This window comes from Edwardsiella anguillarum ET080813, assembly GCF_000264765.2.
GTDB lineage: Bacteria > Pseudomonadota > Gammaproteobacteria > Enterobacterales > Enterobacteriaceae > Edwardsiella > Edwardsiella anguillarum.
On the sequence record NZ_CP006664.1, the window covers coordinates 2,120,924 to 2,139,271 of the forward strand.

16 protein-coding genes and 3 tRNA genes are annotated in these 18,348 nt (G+C 61.4%); 16 read left to right on the forward strand and 3 right to left on the reverse strand.

Annotation, left to right across the window (positions count from 1 at the left end):
- Positions 1 to 19 precede the first annotated feature (19 nt).
- Positions 20 to 1,063, reverse strand: a complete 1,044-nt coding sequence (gene rsgA / locus ETEE_RS09490) for a small ribosomal subunit biogenesis GTPase RsgA (protein WP_034162951.1) — start codon at positions 1,061 to 1,063, stop codon at positions 20 to 22.
- Between the two features lie 149 nt (positions 1,064 to 1,212).
- Between rsgA and orn the strand changes: the two genes are divergently transcribed.
- The 4 genes from orn (at position 1,213) to ETEE_RS09510 (ending at position 2,265) form a co-directional block, all read left to right on the forward strand.
- A complete protein-coding gene (gene orn, locus ETEE_RS09495) occupies positions 1,213 to 1,758 on the forward strand; it encodes an oligoribonuclease (protein WP_015460793.1) in 546 nt (181 codons plus the stop codon).
- Positions 1,759 to 1,939: 181 nt separating this feature from the next.
- Positions 1,940 to 2,015: transfer RNA gene (locus ETEE_RS09500), tRNA-Gly, on the forward strand.
- Between the two features lie 47 nt (positions 2,016 to 2,062).
- Positions 2,063 to 2,138, forward strand: a tRNA-Gly gene (locus ETEE_RS09505).
- A gap of 51 nt (positions 2,139 to 2,189) precedes the next feature.
- Positions 2,190 to 2,265, forward strand: a tRNA-Gly gene (locus tag ETEE_RS09510).
- 290 nt (positions 2,266 to 2,555) lie between these two features.
- Here the strand turns inward: ETEE_RS09510 and queG are convergent.
- Positions 2,556 to 3,695, reverse strand: a complete 1,140-nt coding sequence (queG, locus tag ETEE_RS09515) for a tRNA epoxyqueuosine(34) reductase QueG (protein WP_034162950.1) — start codon at positions 3,693 to 3,695, stop codon at positions 2,556 to 2,558.
- Here queG and nnr point away from each other — a divergent pair.
- The 9 genes from nnr (at position 3,694) to hflC (ending at position 14,408) form a co-directional block, all read left to right on the forward strand.
- Entirely contained in the window at positions 3,694 to 5,190 is a 1,497-nt protein-coding gene (gene nnr / locus ETEE_RS09520; protein ID WP_034162948.1) for a bifunctional ADP-dependent NAD(P)H-hydrate dehydratase/NAD(P)H-hydrate epimerase, read from the forward strand. The genes queG and nnr overlap by 2 nt on opposite strands.
- A 30-nt stretch (positions 5,191 to 5,220) precedes the next feature.
- Complete coding sequence (gene tsaE / locus ETEE_RS09525) at positions 5,221 to 5,685, forward strand: tRNA (adenosine(37)-N6)-threonylcarbamoyltransferase complex ATPase subunit type 1 TsaE (protein WP_012847224.1); 465 nt, start codon at positions 5,221 to 5,223, stop codon at positions 5,683 to 5,685.
- Positions 5,686 to 5,764: 79 nt separating this feature from the next.
- On the forward strand, positions 5,765 to 7,357 hold the full coding sequence (amiB, locus tag ETEE_RS09530; RefSeq protein WP_174434947.1) for an N-acetylmuramoyl-L-alanine amidase AmiB: 1,593 nt from the start codon (positions 5,765 to 5,767) through the stop codon (positions 7,355 to 7,357).
- A 16-nt stretch (positions 7,358 to 7,373) separates the two neighbouring features.
- The gene (gene mutL, locus ETEE_RS09535; protein WP_034162946.1) at positions 7,374 to 9,284 is read left to right on the forward strand and encodes a DNA mismatch repair endonuclease MutL; all 1,911 of its coding nucleotides are present in this window, start codon (positions 7,374 to 7,376) and stop codon (positions 9,282 to 9,284) included.
- Positions 9,277 to 10,230, forward strand: coding sequence for a tRNA (adenosine(37)-N6)-dimethylallyltransferase MiaA (gene miaA / locus ETEE_RS09540; protein WP_034162944.1), 954 nt, complete (start codon positions 9,277 to 9,279; stop codon positions 10,228 to 10,230). Before mutL ends, miaA begins: the two co-directional genes overlap by 8 nt.
- Positions 10,231 to 10,392: 162 nt before the next feature.
- Positions 10,393 to 10,701: an RNA chaperone Hfq gene (gene hfq / locus ETEE_RS20075; protein WP_071881899.1), complete on the forward strand. Its 309-nt coding sequence runs from the start codon at positions 10,393 to 10,395 to the stop codon at positions 10,699 to 10,701.
- A 98-nt stretch (positions 10,702 to 10,799) separates the two neighbouring features.
- On the forward strand, positions 10,800 to 12,080 hold the full coding sequence (hflX, locus tag ETEE_RS09550; protein WP_034162942.1) for a ribosome rescue GTPase HflX: 1,281 nt from the start codon (positions 10,800 to 10,802) through the stop codon (positions 12,078 to 12,080).
- A 58-nt stretch (positions 12,081 to 12,138) separates the two neighbouring features.
- Positions 12,139 to 13,404: an FtsH protease activity modulator HflK gene (hflK, locus tag ETEE_RS09555; protein WP_034162941.1), complete on the forward strand. Its 1,266-nt coding sequence runs from the start codon at positions 12,139 to 12,141 to the stop codon at positions 13,402 to 13,404.
- Positions 13,404 to 14,408 (forward strand): protease modulator HflC, encoded by a 1,005-nt coding sequence (hflC, locus tag ETEE_RS09560; protein WP_034162940.1) that lies wholly within the window; start codon positions 13,404 to 13,406, stop codon positions 14,406 to 14,408. Before hflK ends, hflC begins: the two co-directional genes overlap by 1 nt.
- A 322-nt stretch (positions 14,409 to 14,730) precedes the next feature.
- On the opposite strand, the gene ETEE_RS09565 is transcribed toward hflC, so the two are convergent.
- Positions 14,731 to 15,843 carry an acyltransferase family protein gene (locus ETEE_RS09565; protein WP_034162939.1) on the reverse strand — a complete coding sequence of 371 codons (1,113 nt, stop codon included), beginning with the start codon at positions 15,841 to 15,843 and terminating at the stop codon, positions 14,731 to 14,733.
- Between the two features lie 190 nt (positions 15,844 to 16,033).
- On the opposite strand from ETEE_RS09565, the gene ETEE_RS09570 reads away from it, so the two are divergent.
- From ETEE_RS09570 to nsrR, 3 genes are all read left to right on the forward strand, one after another.
- A complete protein-coding gene (locus ETEE_RS09570) occupies positions 16,034 to 16,234 on the forward strand; it encodes a DUF2065 domain-containing protein (protein WP_034162938.1) in 201 nt (66 codons plus the stop codon).
- Between the two features lie 98 nt (positions 16,235 to 16,332).
- Positions 16,333 to 17,631 (forward strand): adenylosuccinate synthase, encoded by a 1,299-nt coding sequence (locus ETEE_RS09575; protein ID WP_034162937.1) that lies wholly within the window; start codon positions 16,333 to 16,335, stop codon positions 17,629 to 17,631.
- Positions 17,632 to 17,920: 289 nt separating this feature from the next.
- Positions 17,921 to 18,343, forward strand: a complete 423-nt coding sequence (nsrR, locus tag ETEE_RS09580; protein ID WP_034162936.1) for a nitric oxide-sensing transcriptional repressor NsrR — start codon at positions 17,921 to 17,923, stop codon at positions 18,341 to 18,343.
- The last annotated feature ends 5 nt before the right edge of the window (positions 18,344 to 18,348 follow it).

Consider the following 18,348-nt stretch of genomic DNA (forward strand, 5'->3'; position numbering starts at 1 on the left):
CGCGGGCCGGGCAGCGGCGTTAGCTGTCACCGTTGCCGAAGTTCTTGCGCAGTTTAACCTGTGCCATCCCCTCAAGAATACGATGATAGTTGTCAAAGCGCGTTTCTGCGATATCGCCGCGCTCTACCGCTTCTCGCAGGGCGCAGCCCGGATCGTTGCCGTGTTTACAGTCGCGGAACTTGCAGCCGCCCAGGTAGTCACGAAACTCAATGAACCCTTGGGTTATCTGCTCCGCGTCCAGATGCCACAGGCCAAATTCACGGACGCCGGGCGAGTCGATCACATCACCGCCGTGCGGAAAGTGATACAGCCGGGCTGCGGTAGTGGTGTGCTGGCCCAGTCCGGAGTTATCGGAGACGGCGCCGACCTCGATCTGGCTCTCCAGCGCCGGCAGCAACGCGTTGAGCAGGCTGGACTTACCCACGCCGGATTGACCGGCGAAGATGCTGATGCGCTGGGTGAGCAGATCCTGCAGCTGCGCCATGCCTTCGCCGCTGTGGCTGGAGACCAGCACGACCCGGTAGCCAATGTGACGATAGATCGCCATCGTCTGTTCGACAAACTCGCGCCCCTCTTCGTCCAGCAGATCGACCTTGTTCAACACGATCAGCGGCTCGACGCTGAGGGTTTCGCAGGCGACCAGATAGCGATCGATGATGTTCAGCGACAGCTCTGGCAGGATAGCCGAGACGATGACGATCTGATCGATATTGGCGGCGATGGGTTTCACCCCATCGTAGTAGTCCGGGCGCGTCAGTACGGAGCTGCGCGGATGAACGGCCTCGACGATCCCTTTGCTGCCGGCCTGCAGCGCGGCGCGCCAGACCACCCGATCGCCGGTCACCAGCGATGGCAGGGTACGGCGGATGTTGCAGCGCTGCTGAGTGCCATCGGCGGCCTCAACGTCGGCATGTTTGCCGAAACGGCTGACGACAATCCCGTCCTGGGCGTCACCGAACAGGCTGTCGTCCATCTCTGCGCTATTGTCCGTCTGCTGCAGACGACGCTGGTGATTGGCATGCACCCGTCGCTGCTGGCCGTGCGATAGTCTTTTCTTACTCAACTGCGCCTCACTCTGTTTTTGATGCGCTGCGGCGATCGCCCGCAGCGCGTAAAGTGTCTATGATACACGCTGGGCTGTGTCCCGCAATTGAGCGTCATCGCGATCGCGCGGACACGCCGTGCCATTGAATACTATTTGCCGGGGGAGCTATGAGTGCAAGTGAAACGCGTTTGATTTGGATCGATCTGGAAATGACCGGACTGGATCCGCAGCGCGACCGGATCATTGAGATCGCCACGCTGGTGACGGATGCCGATCTGAACGTGCTGGCGGAAGGGCCGGTGATTGCGCTGCATCAGGATGACGCCCAACTGGCGCTGATGGATGAGTGGAATGTGCGTACCCATACCGCCAGCGGGCTGGTGGCGCGGGTGAAGGCCAGTCAGTACGATGATGCGGCCGCCGAACAGGCGACCCTCGACTTTTTGCGTCAGTGGGTACCCGCGGGCGTCTCTCCGATCTGTGGCAACAGCGTCGGCCAGGATCGTCGCTTCCTGTTCCGCTATATGCCGGAGCTGGAGCGCTATTTCCACTACCGCTATCTGGATGTCAGCACCCTGAAAGAGCTGGCGCGCCGTTGGAAGCCGGAGATCTTGGAGGGGTTCAAGAAGAAGAATACCCATCAGGCGTTGGACGACATTCGTGAATCGGTGGCTGAGCTGGCGTATTACCGTACGCATTTTATCCAGCCATAGTGCCGCGACGCGCCCGGGCGTCGATAATCTGCGCATCCGGGCGTTTTTATCGTCAGTCAGGCGATTTATACGATTTTTTCGCGAAAGGGACTTGCGGGGGGCGAAAATCTCCGTATAATGCGCTCCCCGTACCGAGACGGAATTGTGAAGTTTTTCAAACGCACACCGTCCGCTATGCGACGCGGGAATAGCTCAGTTGGTAGAGCACAACCTTGCCAAGGTTGGGGTCGCGAGTTCGAGTCTCGTTTCCCGCTCCAAATTTAGAAGGCCGCCGTGCGGCTGGATGAAAAAAAGCAGTGCCATTGCGGGAATAGCTCAGTTGGTAGAGCACAACCTTGCCAAGGTTGGGGTCGCGAGTTCGAGTCTCGTTTCCCGCTCCAAACTTCTAAACACCATTACTGTTATGGTGTCGATGCCAGAAGCATCACTCTGCGGGAATAGCTCAGTTGGTAGAGCACAACCTTGCCAAGGTTGGGGTCGCGAGTTCGAGTCTCGTTTCCCGCTCCAATTTTCTTCTCTTGTTTTCCTCATCTGATTTATCAACAGCGTCGACAGACGGTGTCCGCCGTGACTGTTCATAATTTAATAAACAGACTTATCCACAGCTTTCCCGCATTTCTCCGCCATACACGCCGGCGTATAAAAAACGCGCTGTAATATAATTCATTGATATAAAAGAATAAATTAAAACAAAAATAGCGAAATGGAACGTTTGCGCACGCAGTGTGGATTGAATAACAAAAGAATTCTATTTTTATGCACAGCGCCGTGCCGACCGGGCCCGCGCTTTTTTGCCGTTAGGCGTCGCGCGGCAGCCCTTTCTCTACCGCACGAATAAGCCGGCGCTGCTGACTGCTGACGACCTCTACCGCCTGCGCCGCGCGTTTTTGCAGCTGCTGCGCCAGCGCCCAGTGAATATGGTCATCCAACAGCGCGCTGATGCCCAGGCGCTGCTGTAGCAGGGCGACGATATGGGCATCATAGGGCGCGTTGCCTAGGGCGACGCTCAGGTTGCGCAGCCAGCGCTGATAGCCGATGCGCCGAATGGGCGAGCCTTCGGTCATCCGCAGAAAGGTCGTCTCATCCCAGGCGAATAGGGCGGTTAGCGACGGCGCGTGCAGCGCCGCCCGCGGCAGGAAATCGGCCTCTTCGCTCAGCGGAGCTAGGCGGTTCCACGGGCAAATCATCTGGCAGTCATCGCAGCCGTAGATGCGATTACCGAGCAGGGGCCGCAGCGCCTCGGGGATGGCGCCCTCCAGCTCGATCGTCAGATAGGAGATGCAGCGGCGCGCGTCGACCTTATAGGGGGCGACGATGGCGTCGGTCGGGCAGGTGGTGATACAGGCGACGCAGCGGCCGCACTGCGCCGCCTGCGGCGTATCGACGGGCAGCGGCAGATCGATTAACAGTTCGCCGAGAAAGAACCAGGAGCCGGCCTGCGGGTTGAGCAGCAGCGAATGTTTCCCTGTCCAGCCCAGTCCCGCCTTGGCGGCCAGCGGGCGCTCCAGCAGCGGCGCCGAGTCCACGAAGGGGCGGAAATGGAGCTCACCACAGTACGCCTGGATCATCTCACCCAGTTTTTTGAGCCGGGCGCGCAGCACCTTGTGGTAGTCGCGACCCAGCGCATAGCGGCTGATGTAGCCCAGCGTTGGATCTTTCAGGGTCGAGGCAAAGGCGGCGCTGGGCGGCAGGTAATTCATGCGCACGCTGATCACCCGCAGCGTGCCGGGCAGCAGCTCGGCCGGCCGGGCGCGCATCATGCCGTGGCGCGCCATCCACGCCATATCTCCATGGTAGCCGCTGTCCAGCCACGCCTGCAGCGGCGCCTCTTCGGCGCGGAGATCCGTATCGCCGATCCCGACCTGCTGGAAACCTAGCGATAGACCCCATTGCTTGATATGTTGGGCTAACTGATGCAGATCGAGGGGATGAGTCATGATGGGCCATTCTTGCAACCGGAACGCCGATAGTTTATCACACTATGTGGCGCCAGCGGACTGGGTTCGCGACGCCGAGACGCGCGCGGTCGCGGCGCAGGGGATCGCGCTGGCGACGCTGATGCAGCGCGCCGGTCTGGCTGCCTTTAACCGCGGGCGCCAGTGCTACCCCACCTCCCGCCGCTGGCTGATCCTGTGCGGTCGAGGTAATAACGGCGGCGATGGCTATGTGATCGCGCGCCTGGCGCGCGCCAGCGGCCTGCAGGTCACGCTGATGGCGGTGGCGGGGGACTCTCCCCTGCCGCCGGAGACGCAGCAGGCCCGTGCGCAGTGGTTGCAGTGCGGCGGCAGCGAGATCGCGGCATCGCTGCCCCTGCCGGCGGCAGAGGTGATCGTGGATGCGCTGCTGGGCATCGGTCTGTCGTCCGCGCCGCGAGCCCCCTATGATGCGTTGATTAGCGCGATAAATGCCCATCCTGCGCCGGTGCTCTCCATCGATCTGCCCTCCGGGCTGAATGCTGATACGGGCGCGGCGGCCGGCGCCGTGGTGCGGGCCGATCATACCCAGAGCTTTATCTGTCTCAAGCCGGGGCTGTTGACCGGGCTGGCGCGTGCGGTCGTCGGGCAGCTGCACTGCGATCCGCTGGGGTTGACGGTGTGGCTGGCGCAGCAGGACTGGCCGCTGCTGCGCCTGGATGGGCACTGCCTGCCGCGTTGGCTGGTACCGCGGTCGCCGCTGGCGCATAAGGGGGATAACGGCCGGCTGCTGCTGATCGGCGGCGACAGCGGGATGGGCGGTGCGATTCGTCTGGCCGGGCAGGCTGCGCTGCGCAGCGGCGCCGGACTGGTCCGCGTATTGACCCGGGCGGAGCACGTGGCCCCGCTGCTTGCGGCGGCGCCGGAGCTGATGGTGAAAGCGCTGGGCCCGGATACGCTGAGGGAGGCGCTGAGCTGGGCCGAGGCGGTGGTCGTGGGCCCGGGGCTGGGGCAGGGCGAGTGGGGGCAGATGGCCTTGGCCGCGCTGGCATCGGTGCGTAAGCCGATGCTGTGGGATGCCGACGCCCTGAACCTGCTGTCCGGCGCGCCCAGCGCCTGTGAATGGCGGGTGATGACGCCGCATCCTGGCGAGGCGGCGCGTCTGCTCGGCTGCGACATCGCCGATGTGGAAAGCGATCGGCCCGCGGCGGTGCGGGCGCTGCAGCGTCGCTATGGCGGGGTGGCGATTCTCAAGGGCGCCGGTACGCTGATCGCGGATAACGCGCGCTGCGCAATTGCTGATATCGGTAATCCTGGGATGGCAAGCGGCGGTATGGGTGACATACTCTCTGGTATCATTGGCGGTTTGCTGGCGCAAAAGCTCACGCTGTATGATGCAGCCTGCGCCGGCGCCGTGTTACACGGCGTGGCGGCCGACGCCGCTGCGCGACGCGACGGCGAGCGGGGTATGCTGGCCAGTGACCTGCTGCCTGAGATCAGGCGTTGGGTTAACCCTTGAATTTGAACTACCAGAACGCACAACACAACTATGACAAGTATCGTACTGCAACTGCCGGATGAAGCGGCAACCATTGCCCTGGGCGGCGCGCTGGCGCGGGCCTGCCAGCGCGCCACTGTAATTTATCTGTACGGCGATCTGGGGGCGGGTAAAACCACCTTCAGCCGTGGTTTCCTACAGGCCATGGGGCATCAGGGAACGGTGAAAAGCCCGACCTATACGCTGGTGGAGCCCTATCTGCTCGCGCCGCGTCCGGTGTATCACTTTGATCTGTATCGCCTGGCCGATCCCGAAGAGCTGGAGTTTATGGGGATCCGCGACTACTTTGCCCAGGATGCGCTGCTGTTGGTGGAGTGGCCGCAGCAGGGCATGGGCTTTTTACCGGAGCCGGATATCACCCTGCATCTGACCTATACCGGCGGCGGCCGCCAGGCGGTGATTGAAGCACACAGCGTACACGGCCAGAGCGTTTTGGCCGCATTGAACGGGCAATAAGGGACGGGCACGGATGAGGGTGTTGCAGCGGTTTTTGCGTATTACGTTACCCCTGGCGCTGGGATGGTGTCTGGCTACGATGGCCGGTGCCGCCCAACTGACCAATATTCAGGTGAGCAACGGTGATCGTCAGGCGGTGGTGACGCTGACCTTTAATGCCCCCCCTGAGCTGAGTCACCGCGTCGAGCGTAGTCCGGATCGGGTGCTGGTTGAGATCGCCGACAGCAAACGGATCACCGGTGGGCTGCCGATGCAGTTTAGCGGAGAGAATATGCTCAGCCGGATCCGGGATGGCGGTGAGCAGCGCGCGGGCAAGGTGCTACTGGTGCTGGACACGACGCAGCGTCCCCGGGTTTCGGTGACGCGCAGCGGTAATCGCGCCGTGCTGACGCTGCGGGCGGAAAGCCGGGCGGCCGTCGCGCCGGTGTCCCCTCCCGCTTCGGCGAGCAAAAATCCATTTCACTCCCGTCCGCGTCAGGCGGCGGCACCCACGCCCGTGCCCGCAGCGGCACCGCTACCATCGGTACCGGTGAGCGCGGTAAAAAAATCCGGGCGCTATGACGGCTCAAAGATCGTCGTGGCGATCGATGCCGGACACGGGGGGCAGGATCCCGGCGCCATCGGCCAGGATGGGCTGCGGGAAAAAGAGGTGACGCTGGCGATCGCGCGTCGCCTGCGGGGGCTGATGGATGACGATCCGATGTTTCAGCCGGTGCTGACTCGCAGCGGCGACTATTTCATCTCCGTGATGGGGCGTTCGGATGTCGCCCGTCGCCAGAAGGCGAACCTGCTGATTTCGATCCATGCCGATGCGGCGCCCAATCGCAGCGCGAACGGCGCCTCCGTCTGGGTGCTCTCGAACCGACGAGCCAATAGCGAGATGGCCGGGTGGCTGGAGCAGCATGAGAAACAGTCCGAGCTGCTGGGCGGGGCCGGCGACGTGCTGGCTAACAGTAATCAGGATAAATACCTGAGCCAGACGGTGCTCGATCTGCAGTTCGGTCATTCGCAGCGGGTTGGCTATGACGTGGCGGTACAGGTGCTACGCCAAATGCAAAGCGTGGTGCGTCTGCATAAGCGCCATCCGGAGCATGCCAGCCTTGGGGTGCTGCGCTCGCCGGATATTCCCTCCCTGCTGGTGGAGACCGGGTTTATCAGCAACAGCGAAGGAGAGCGCCAGCTGGGAAGTGGCCAGCATCAGGAGCGGATTGCCCGGGCTATCTATATGGGGGTGCGCAGCTACTTCCTAGCGCATCCGTTGCAAAGCGGCCCAAAGGTGGAAAACCGGCCGCAGCAAGCCAGCGCGGCCGGTAACGCAGCGGCGGCCACGGCGGCAGCGTCTTCCGCCGGCGGGATCCACGTGGTGAAGCGCGGAGAGACGCTGCTGGGGATCGCCAATCGCTATGGTTCGACCCTGAGCGGGATGATGCGGCTCAACAACCTGAAAAAAGAGGGGGTCTGGGTCGGGCAGCGGCTGAAGGTGCCGAGCGCCGGCGGTAGTGCCCAGCCCGCCGCGGCCAGCGCCCCGCGTATCCATCTGGTGAAGCGCGGTGATACCCTGACGCGCATTGCGGCCCACTATGGGGTCAGCATGGATGCCCTGCGTCAGGCCAACAAAATGAAGAGTGACGAGGTGCAGCTGGGGCAACGGCTGCGCATCCCGTCGCGTTAACCCGAAGGAGATCCCTATGCCGATTCAGATCCTGCCGCCGCAGCTGGCGAACCAAATTGCCGCCGGCGAGGTAGTGGAACGTCCGGCATCGGTGGTCAAAGAGCTGGTCGAGAACAGCCTGGATGCCGGCGCGACTCGCATCGATATCGACATTGAGCGCGGCGGCGCCAAGCTGATCCGTATCCGGGATAACGGCGGCGGCATCGGCAAGGCGGAGCTGGCGCTGGCGCTGGCTCGGCATGCTACAAGTAAGATCAGTACGTTGGATGATCTTGAGGCGATCGTCAGCCTGGGGTTTCGCGGCGAGGCGCTGGCCAGCATCAGCTCGGTATCCCGCCTGACGATGACCTCGCGTCCCGAAGGGCAGGCGGAGGCCTGGCAGGCCTATGCCGAAGGGCGGGAGATGGCGGTGACGGTCAAGCCGGCGGCGCATCCGGTCGGTACCACGGTAGAGGTGCTGGATCTGTTCTACAACACCCCGGCCCGGCGCAAGTTCCTGCGCACCGAGAAGACCGAGTTTGCCCATATCGATGAGGTGGTGCGGCGGATTGCCCTGGCCCGCTTTGACATAACCCTGACGCTGCAGCATAACGGTAAAACGGTGCGCCAGTACCGGGCGGTCAGGGAGGGCGACGCGCGGGAGCGCCGCCTGGGCGCGATCTGCGGGACGGCGTTTGTGCAGCATGCGCTGGCGCTGGCGTGGCGCCATGACGATCTGGCCATTCACGGCTGGGTGGCCGCGCCGCAGGCTATCCGCCAGATAGGTGAGCTGCAGTATTGCTATGTTAACGGACGGATGATGCGCGATCGGCTGATCACCCATGCCATCCGTCAGGCTTACCAAGATCGCCTGAGCGATGAGCTGCCGCCGGCCTATGTGCTGTATCTGGAGATCGACCCCCGCCAGGTCGATGTCAACGTCCATCCGGCCAAGCACGAGGTGCGTTTTCATCAGGCGCGCCTGGTGCACGATTTTATCTATCAGGCCGTCGTCGAAGTGCTGCAGCAGGCGCAGGTTGCCAGCGCTCACGATGACCCGACGCCAGCGAGCCCGGGCGCGGCGCGGGACGAGGGCGCGCGAGGCGTCGAAAACCGGGCTTCCGCGGGGGAGAACCGGTTTAACCGCCCGGCCTCTTCGCCGGCCGCGTCAGCGCCCCGGCCGGCGCATGCGGCCGCGCCGCGTATGCCCGCCGGCGATATTTTCCGCCGCCGTGAGGGCGAACTGTATCAGCGTCTGCTGGCGGCAAACCCGGCCCCAGCGGCGGAGACGGATAGCGCGTTTGTCGCCGCGCCGGGCGCGGCGGCCGAGTCGCCCGCCGTGGCGGTCTCTACCGCCGCGGAAAACGGGGCGCCGGGCGACAGCCTTGGGCGGGTGCTGACGCTGTGCGCCGATGGTGTCGCCTTGACCGAATGCCGCCGCGGTGTGGCGCTGGTCAGCCTGCCCCATGCGCGCCGCTGCCTGCTGCGCGCCCAGCTGCAGCCATCGGCTGAGGGGCTGAAGGCGCAGCCTCTGCTGGTACCGCTGCGTCTGACCCTTGAGGCCGCGGAGCGGCAGGCGCTGCAGGCGCAGCAGCCGCTGCTGCAGCAGATGGGGATCTGCCTGCAGCCGGAGCGCCAGCACGCGCAGCTGCACGCGGTGCCGCTGCCGCTGCGACAGCAAAATTTGCCGCGCCTGATCCCCCAGATGCTGCGCTATCTGGCGACGTCCACTGCGTGCAACGCCGCATCCCTGGCGGACTGGCTCGCCGCTCACTGGCACAGCGCTGACGAGGCGCCTTGGACGCTGGCGCAGGCGGTGCAGCTGTTGGCCGATCTTGAACGACTCTGTCCTCAACTGGTACAGTCGCCGCCCCGCGCGCTGCTGCAGCCGCTGGATTTACAGCCCGGCGTCGAGCGATTGCGCCAGGAAGAACAACTGAATGAGTAACGACAAGCAGATGCAAAAACTCCCCCCGGCAATTTTCATCATGGGGCCGACCGCCTCGGGCAAGACCGCGCTGGCCATGGCGTTGCGCGAGCGTTTCCCGGTGGAGATCATCAGCGTGGATTCGGCGCTGATCTATCGCGGTATGGATATCGGCACCGCCAAGCCCAGCGCCGAAGAGCTGGCGCGGGCGCCGCACCGACTGATCGACATTCGCTCTCCGATGCAGAGCTACTCCGCCGCCGATTTTCGCGCCGATGCGCTGCGTGAGATGGCGCAGATCAGCGCTCAGGGGCGCATTCCGCTGCTGGTGGGCGGCACCATGCTCTACTATAAGGCGCTGTTGGAGGGGCTATCGCCGCTGCCGCCGGCGGATGCCGCGGTGCGGGCGCGCATTGAGCAGCAGGCGAGCAAGCGGGGCTGGGAGGCGCTGCACCGTGAGCTGGCGCAGATTGATCCGGTCGCCGCCGCCCGAATTCATCCGAATGATCCGCAGAGACTGAGTCGTGCACTGGAAGTTTTTTTCGTTTCGGGTAACACTTTAACTGAACTGACCCGCGTGAGTGGGGAGGCGTTGCCCTACGCCGTCAGCCAGTTTGCCATCGCGCCGTCGCGCCGTGAACTGTTGCACCAGCGTATCGCGCTGCGCTTTCAGCAGATGCTGGAGGCCGGGTTTGAGCAGGAGGCCCGCAGGCTGTTTGCCCGCGGCGATCTGCATCCGGATCTGCCTTCGGTCCGCTGCGTCGGCTATCGCCAGATGTGGTCCTATCTGGCCGGTGAAATTGATTATGATGAGATGGTTTATCGTGGCGTATGCGCCACTCGTCAGCTGGCGAAGCGGCAGATGACCTGGCTGCGCGGATGGGAGTCAGTGCAATGGCTGGACAGCGACAAGCCCGCTGAGGCGCTGGATTGCGTGGCACAGGTTGTTAGTGCATCGCTTGACTGATTGTGTACAATTGGGCTATGGCTGTGCGTTTGCCCGGCCCTGTGAACCAATTAGTACACCGTGCGCATTTTTTACGCAGTTTTTTTGATTAGAACCATCGGGTTCTTAGTACTGAACGATTGTTATATACAACAAGCAACTAGCAAATAAGGAAAAGATAGAATGGCTAAGGGGCAATCTTTACAAGACCCGTTCTTGAACGCGCTGCGTCGTGAACGTGTCCCAGTTTCGATCTATTTGGTGAATGGTATTAAGCTGCAAGGCCAGATTGAGTCTTTTGATCAGTTTGTCATTCTGTTGAAGAACACGGTCAGCCAGATGGTCTACAAACACGCGATCTCTACCGTTGTTCCGTCCCGCCCGGTTTCCCACCACAGTGGCAATGCGGGTACGGGCAGCGCAGGCAGCAGCTACCATCACGGTAGTCAGGCCGCGTCTCAGCCCACTCAGGGCAGCGATGACGCTGAATAAGGCGTATTGTTGGTCAGTCCCGTCGGGGAGCCGTGATGGCGTGCCGTCATCTGTGCTCTCCGTTCTCATCGGACTATGCCGTTTGAGAGGTTCCTCCTTTGTTTGACCGTTACGAAGCCGGTGAACAGGCCGTACTGGTTCATATCTATTTTTCTCAGGAAAAAGATAGCGAAGATCTGAGCGAGTTTGAATCGCTGGTCTCCTCCGCCGGCGTACAGGCGCTACGCGTAATTACCGGTAGCCGTAAGGCTCCCCATCCCAAATATTTTGTCGGCGAAGGCAAGGCGCAGGAAATTGCCCAGGCCGTCGCTGAAACCCAGGCCTCCGTCGTGCTGTTCGACCACCCGCTGTCGCCAGCGCAGGAGCGCAATCTGGAGCGTTTGTGCCAGTGCCGCGTCATCGATCGCACCGGGCTGATTCTGGATATCTTCGCCCAGCGGGCGCGTACTCATGAAGGTAAGCTGCAGGTTGAGCTGGCGCAGCTGCGTCATCTGGCGACTCGCCTGGTGCGCGGCTGGACGCACCTGGAGCGCCAGAAAGGGGGGATCGGCCTGCGTGGCCCGGGTGAGACCCAGCTGGAGACCGACCGTCGCCTGCTGCGCGATCGCATCCATTTGATCCTCGGGCGTCTGGAGAAGGTAGAGAAACAGCGAGAGCAGGGGCGCCGGGCGCGCGTGCGCGCCGAGATCCCGACGGTTTCGCTGGTAGGCTATACCAACGCGGGTAAGTCGACGCTGTTCAATACGCTGACGTCGGCGACCGTCTATGCCGCCGATCAGCTGTTTGCGACCCTCGATCCTACCCTGCGCCGCGTCGAGGTTAATGACGTGGGGCCGACGGTGCTGGCCGATACGGTCGGCTTTATTCGCCACTTGCCGCACGATTTGGTCGCGGCATTTAAGGCAACGCTATTGGAAACCCGTCAGGCTTCACTTTTATTACACGTAGTAGATGCATCGGACGCGCGGGTCGATGAGAATATTGACGCGGTCAATACCGTACTGGCGGATATCGGGGCCGATGAGATTCCGGTACTGCTGGTGATGAACAAGATCGACATGCTGCAGGACTTTGTCCCGCGCATCGATCGTGATGAAGAAAACCGTCCGCTGCGGGTCTGGGTTTCTGCCCAGCAGGCCAGCGGGATGGATTTGTTATTCCAGGCGTTAAGCGAACGTCTGGGCGGCGAGATTGCCAGCTATACGCTGCGTCTGCCGGCGGCGGCGGGGCGTTTGCGCAGCCGTTTTTACCAGCTTCAGGCAATCGAAAAGGAATGGATTGAAGAGGATGGCAGCATCGGACTACAGGTCCGTATGCCGGTCGTTGACTGGCGTCGTCTCTGCAAGCAGCAGCAGGAATTGATAAACTTTATCGTTTAGCAATTGCCTGATAGATTGAGTCCTGGGGAACACCAATCAATGAAGAATGGAGCGAAGCATGGCGTGGAATCAGCCCGGTAATAACGGACAGAACCGCGACCCGTGGGGGAGCAGCAATAATAATGGCGGCAACTCCGGCGGCAACAATAATAAAGGGGGGCGCGATCAGGGGCCCCCGGATCTGGATGATCTGTTCCGTAAAGTGAGTAAGAAGCTGGGCGGACTGGGCGGCGGCAAAAGCGGCGGCTCGGGCTCGGGCTCGGCAGGAACCCCGCGTTCATCTATCGGTGGTAAAAAAGTGGTGGGGCTGGCCGTCGCGGCGGTGGTGGTGATCTGGGCCGCCAGCGGCTTCTACACCATCAAGGAAGCGGAGCGCGGCGTCGTAACCCGCTTTGGCAAGTTCAGCCACCTGGTTCAGCCGGGTCTGAACTGGAAGCCGACCTTTATCGATGATGTCATTCCGGTGAACGTCGAGTCGGTGCGTGAGCTGGCCGCCTCTGGGGTCATGCTGACCTCCGACGAAAACGTCGTGCGCGTCGAGATGAACGTACAGTACCGGGTGACTAATCCGGAAGAGTATCTGTTTAACGTGACCAATGCCGACGACAGCCTGCGTCAGGCTACGGACAGCGCCCTGCGCGCGGTGATCGGCAAGTACACCATGGACACCATCCTGACGGAAGGGCGTACCGTTATTCGTAATGATACCCAGAAGGTGCTGGAGGAGATCATCCGTCCGTACCACATGGGGATCACCATTTTGGACGTGAACTTCCAGGCGGCCCGTCCGCCGGAAGAGGTGAAGGCAGCCTTTGACGATGCCATTGCCGCGCGTGAAAACGAACAGCAGTACATCCGTGAGGCGGAAGCCTACGCTAACGAAGTCCAGCCGCGCGCCAACGGTCAGGCTCAGCGTATCTTGGAAGATGCGAAGGCATATAAAGATCGTACCGTGCTGGAGGCTCAGGGTGAGGTGGGTCGCTTCTCCCGTCTGCTGCCGGAGTACAAGGCGTCGCCGGAGATCACCCGCGAGCGTCTGTATCTGGAGACCATGGAGCGCGTGCTGGGTCATACCCGCAAGGTGCTGGTGGATGATAAGAGCAACAACCTGATGGTGCTGCCGCTGGATCAAATCATGCGCTCGGGCGATAAAGGTGCCAGCCAGGCCGGAGACAGCAAAGATACCAGCCTGATCCGGCTCAATCCGCCGCAGGCCAGCAGCAAGTCGGTCAGCGCGGGCAGCAGCACGGACAGCAGCGTGATGGACCAGCGTCGCGTCAACGCACAGCGTAACGATACCACTCGACTGGGGAGAGATTATTAATGCGTAAGTCTTTGTTAGTGATTCTCATCGTCGTGCTGGTGGCGCTGTACGCTTCACTGTTTGTGGTTCAGGAGGGGCAGCGCGGCATCGTGCTGCGTTTCGGTAAGGTGCTGCGCGATGATGAAAACAAGCCGCTGGTGTATGCGCCGGGCCTGCATCTCAAGATACCCTTTATCGAGTCGGTCAAGATGCTGGATGCCCGTATCCAGACGATGGACAACCAGGCCGACCGCTTTGTGACCAAAGAGAAGAAAGACCTGATCGTTGACTCCTACATCAAGTGGCGCATCAGCGATTTCAGCCGTTACTATCTGGCGACCGGCGGCGGCGATGTGTCGCAGGCCGAGGTGCTGCTGAAGCGTAAGTTCAGCGACCGTTTGCGCTCCGAGATCGGCCGTCTGGATATCAAGGATATCGTTACCGACTCGCGCGGTAAGCTGATGGAAGACGTGCGTAATGCCCTGAACACCGGTACGGTGGACGATGCGGCGGCGCCGACCGAGGCCGATGACGCCATCGCCAGCGCGGCGGCGCGCGTGGCGCGGGAGACCAGCGGCAAGCAGCCGGCGGTGAACCCGAACAGTATGGCGGCCCTGGGGATCCAGGTGGTGGACGTGCGTATCAAGCAGATCAACCTGCCGACCGAGGTGTCCGACGCTATCTATCAGCGTATGCGCGCCGAGCGTGAGGCGGTAGCCCGTCGCCACCGTTCACAGGGGCAGGAAGAGGCTGAGAAGCTGCGCGCGACCGCAGACTATGAGGTGACTCGCACCCTGGCGGGCGCGGAGCGTGAAGGGCGCATCATTCGCGGTGAGGGTGATGCCGAGGCGGCGAAGCTGTTTGCCAATGCCTTCAGCAAGGATCCGGATTTCTTTGCCTTTATCCGCAGCCTTAAAGCCTATGAGAATAGCTTTAAGGGGGGCCAGGATGTGATGGTGCTGCGCCCGGACAGCGACTTCTTCAAGTATATGAAGTCGCCGGACGGCGGTAAAAACGCAAAGTAAGCGCGCAACGTTACGTGAGAAGGGATGCCGGTGCGGCATCCCTTTTTTTATCTCTAAAAAAGCGCCGGCGATGCCGGGGAATTTTTTTGTCTCTCAAAACCCGCGGCGACGTGGGGCGCGTTCTCGGTATCAACCCCATCGCCTGGGCTGCCCGGAAAGCGTCATTCTGTGTGGGGCGCTAGCGCCCGCGCCGGGGCGATGCGAGGGAGGAGGGGCGGTGGCCGCACGCTGCGCCCGTGTTCTGCCGGGCGGGCATCGGTGCCGCGATGAAAAAAGGGATACCCTTGGGTATCCCTCCTGTATGCCGGCGGCGGGCCTTCTGTCAGGCGGCCGGCATTTGCCCAGCGCTGCGGCGCAGCGTCTTGTTCATCAGCAGCCGTTCGGTTTTCACCGCCAGCGGTTTGAACAGAACCGATAGCCGCTCAATGGTGACCAGCACGATCAGGTACAGGGCGATTGCCTGGGTGGCGTTGAGCACCGACATGTCCATATTGACGCTGAGGAAGATCACGACCACGTGCTGCAACAGCATGATGATGTAGGCGCGGGAGGCCAGGCTGAGTAGTATCTGGCTGACCCGCGGCCGGATGAGCCACGGATGCAGCAGCTGATAGGTGCCCTGAACGATAAAGAAGAAGGCGACGGCGAACAGCAGGCTTACCGGCGCCAGTGGGAACAGCACCTCACGCACCGGCTGGTGGCTGATATGGGCCCAGCCGACGCCCGCGGCGATCAGCAGGGCGCCGATCAGCGCCAGCGGCCGCACATAGCGGGTGAACTGCGCCTGCAGATGGATAAACAGCATCCCGAAGGTAAAGTCGCTGATACGCACCTGGGCAGACCAGTAAGGATTGGTGACGCGGGTGTCATAGGCCATCAGTGTGATAGCGACGGTAGCCAGCATGGTCCACATCGGATAGCGTACAATGGCGCGGTAGATCAGCGGTGAAATGACATACAGCAGGATGATGCAGCCGATAAACCACTCTCCGGTAAAGTACACCGTCTTAATTTCATAAACGCCGTGCAGATAGTGGTCGAAGCCGAGCACCGAGGGCAGCATATCCAGCACCGAGCGGGTGCCGTTGGGGCCAACCTCGACCAGCGGATTGCCGGGATAGGTAAAGAACACCCCCAGAGCCAGCAGCAGCAGTGCCATGCCAAAGTAGGCGATGTTATAGGGGATCAGCACCGAGTAGACGCGGCGCAGATAGTATTCGTGAGCCGCGTATTTGCGCAGCGACAGGTAGGCGAGCGCGCCGGAGATCATAAAGAAAAACGAGACGCCCAGGCGGCCGATGCCCGCCGTCAGGTATTCGCGCGGGAACGTCAGGACGGTGCTGGTATCGAACATATAGCTGTAGTGCGAGGTGATCACAAAGAGCACCGATACGACGCGCAGAATGTCAAAGAAGTGGTTGCGCCCAGGTTTCATATCGCCTCCAAAAAAAGTTGGCGAATTATAGCGGATGTCGCGCGAGATTGGCTAAGGAGTGTTCTGAAAATTCCCCCCTATTGCGACATGCTGCGGATAGCGCAGGTTTTATTTTTGCATTCCACCGTGTCGATTATAGAATCGCGCTTTTATTCAGACACTCGGTCTGTGCGACCGTTCGCGGGGAAAAATGAATTCGACGATTTGGATGGCATTGGCGCTGGTTTTGGTCGTTGAAGGGCTAGGGCCGATGCTCTTTCCGCAGGCCTGGCGACGGATGATCGCCTCGATGGCGCAGCTGCCTGATGGTTTATTGCGCCGCTATGGCGGAGGTCTAGTGGTTGCAGGACTGGTTATCTACTACATGTTGCGTAGTCGCCTCGGCGGCTGATATGTCAGACAAAATTTGCGCAATCGTGTGCGAAAAAAGCTGAAAGCTGAAAAATGAGGTGGTAGAATCCATTTTTAACAACGTGGTGAATAGCTAAAATGGGCAAGAACGTCGTCGTACTGGGCACCCAATGGGGTGACGAAGGTAAAGGTAAGGTCGTAGACCTCTTAACTGAACGGGCCAAGTATGTTGTACGCTATCAGGGCGGGCACAACGCGGGCCATACGCTAGTCATTAACGGTGAAAAAACCGTTCTGCATCTGATTCCCTCAGGTATTCTGCGCGAAAATGTCGTCAGTATCATTGCCAACGGCGTTGTTCTGGCGCCGGATGCGCTGCTGCGCGAAATGACCGAGCTGGAAGCGCGCGGTATACCGGTGCGCGAGCGCCTGCTGCTCTCTGAAGCCTGTCCGCTGATCCTGCCGTATCACGTTGCGCTGGACAATGCGCGTGAGAAAGCACGCGGTGCCAAGGCTATCGGCACCACCGGTCGCGGCATCGGCCCGGCCTATGAAGACAAAGTGGCCCGCCGCGGTCTGCGCGTCGGCGACCTGTTTGATAAAGCCAGCTTCGCCGTTAAGCTGAAAGAGATTATGGAGTACCATAACTTCCAGCTGGTGAACTACTACCACGTCGATGCCGTTGATTACCAGAGCGTGCTGGATGAAGTGATGGCGGTTGCCGATCTGCTGACCAGCATGGTGGTTGACGTTGCCGATCTGCTGAACAAGGCCTATCGCAACGGCGAATATGTGATGTTCGAAGGTGCCCAGGGCACTCTGCTGGATATCGACCACGGTACCTATCCGTACGTGACCTCCTCCAACACGACCGCCGGTGGCGTGGCGACCGGCTCCGGTATCGGCCCGCGCTGCGTGGACTATGTGCTGGGTATCGTCAAAGCGTACTCTACCCGCGTGGGCGCCGGTCCGTTCCCGACCGAGCTGTTCGATAGCGTCGGTGAGTTCCTGTGCGAGAAGGGCAACGAGTTTGGTGCCACCACCGGCCGCCGCCGCCGCACCGGCTGGCTGGACGCCGTTGCCGTGCGCCGCGCCGTCGAGCTGAACTCGCTGTCTGGCTTCTGCCTGACCAAGCTGGATGTGCTGGACGGCCTGGATGAAGTGAAAATCTGCGTAGGCTATCGCCTGCCGGATGGCCGCGAAGTCGACGTAACGCCGCTGGCCGCCGAAGGCTGGGAAGGCATTGAGCCGATCTACGAAGTGCTGCCGGGCTGGAAAGAGAGCACCTTTGGCGTGAAGCTGCGTGACGGTCTGCCGCAGGCGGCGCTGAACTACATCAAACGCATTGAAGAGGTGACCGGTGTGCCGGTCGATATCATCTCTACCGGTCCCGACCGCGAAGAGACTATCGTTCTGCGTCACCCGTTCGACGCTTAATGACCCGATGCGTTATCCAATAAACCGGCCCTCTGGCCGGTTTATTGTTTTGAGCGACTTCCCACCGTTGTAATATCCACCGTTCTTATTAAATAAATTAGTCGCTTTCATCCGGCTGGTTTATTATCCAGTATAGGGTGTGCCTCGCCGCAGCGCCCGCCGCATGCGGCGATCGTGGGCAGACCGGGTGGGGCGCGTTTCCCGCATTGACGGACGAGGTGAGCGGGCCTGCGCGCCGCTCCCATCTTCGTTACCGGCCGGTAACGCGGCGTGATGAATAGAGGTATTCGTGCAGTTAACCAGTTTTACCGATTTTGGATTGCGCGCCTTGGTATACATGGCAGCGCTGCCGGAAGGGCAGATGACCAGTATCACCCAGGTGACGGAGGTCTATGGGGTGTCGCGCAATCATATGGTCAAGATAATCAACCAGCTGAGCCGGGCCGGCTTTGTGACCGCGGTGCGCGGTAAACATGGCGGAATCCGCCTGGGGCGGCCGGCTAGCGAGATCCGCATCGGCGACGTGGTGCGGGAGCTGGAGCCGCTGACGCTGGTTAACTGTTCGCAGGCGTTTTGCCATATTACCCCGGCGTGCCGTCTGAAGCAGGTGCTGCATCGGGCGACGGACGCCTTTCTGGCGGAGCTGGATTGCTGCACCCTGGCCGATCTGATCGAGCACAACCCACCGCTTTATAAACTGTTGCTGGTATAGCGCCG

What these genes read in the sequence shown, in the direction of transcription:
- orn (WP_015460793.1), top strand. Translation starts at nt 1,213, where the DNA reads ATGAGTGCAAGTGAAACGCGTTTGATTTGGATCGATCTGGAAATGACC.
- nnr (WP_034162948.1), top strand. Translation starts at nt 3,694, where the DNA reads ATGATGGGCCATTCTTGCAACCGGAACGCCGATAGTTTATCACACTAT.
- queG (WP_034162950.1), bottom strand. Translation starts at nt 3,695, where the DNA reads ATGACTCATCCCCTCGATCTGCATCAGTTAGCCCAACATATCAAGCAA.
- tsaE (WP_012847224.1), top strand. Translation starts at nt 5,221, where the DNA reads ATGACAAGTATCGTACTGCAACTGCCGGATGAAGCGGCAACCATTGCC.
- amiB (WP_174434947.1), top strand. Translation starts at nt 5,765, where the DNA reads ATGGCCGGTGCCGCCCAACTGACCAATATTCAGGTGAGCAACGGTGAT.
- mutL (WP_034162946.1), top strand. Translation starts at nt 7,374, where the DNA reads ATGCCGATTCAGATCCTGCCGCCGCAGCTGGCGAACCAAATTGCCGCC.
- miaA (WP_034162944.1), top strand. Translation starts at nt 9,277, where the DNA reads ATGAGTAACGACAAGCAGATGCAAAAACTCCCCCCGGCAATTTTCATC.
- hfq (WP_071881899.1), top strand. Translation starts at nt 10,393, where the DNA reads ATGGCTAAGGGGCAATCTTTACAAGACCCGTTCTTGAACGCGCTGCGT.
- hflK (WP_034162941.1), top strand. Translation starts at nt 12,139, where the DNA reads ATGGCGTGGAATCAGCCCGGTAATAACGGACAGAACCGCGACCCGTGG.
- hflC (WP_034162940.1), top strand. Translation starts at nt 13,404, where the DNA reads ATGCGTAAGTCTTTGTTAGTGATTCTCATCGTCGTGCTGGTGGCGCTG.
- ETEE_RS09565 (WP_034162939.1), bottom strand. Translation starts at nt 15,843, where the DNA reads ATGAAACCTGGGCGCAACCACTTCTTTGACATTCTGCGCGTCGTATCG.
- ETEE_RS09570 (WP_034162938.1), top strand. Translation starts at nt 16,034, where the DNA reads ATGAATTCGACGATTTGGATGGCATTGGCGCTGGTTTTGGTCGTTGAA.
- ETEE_RS09575 (WP_034162937.1), top strand. Translation starts at nt 16,333, where the DNA reads ATGGGCAAGAACGTCGTCGTACTGGGCACCCAATGGGGTGACGAAGGT.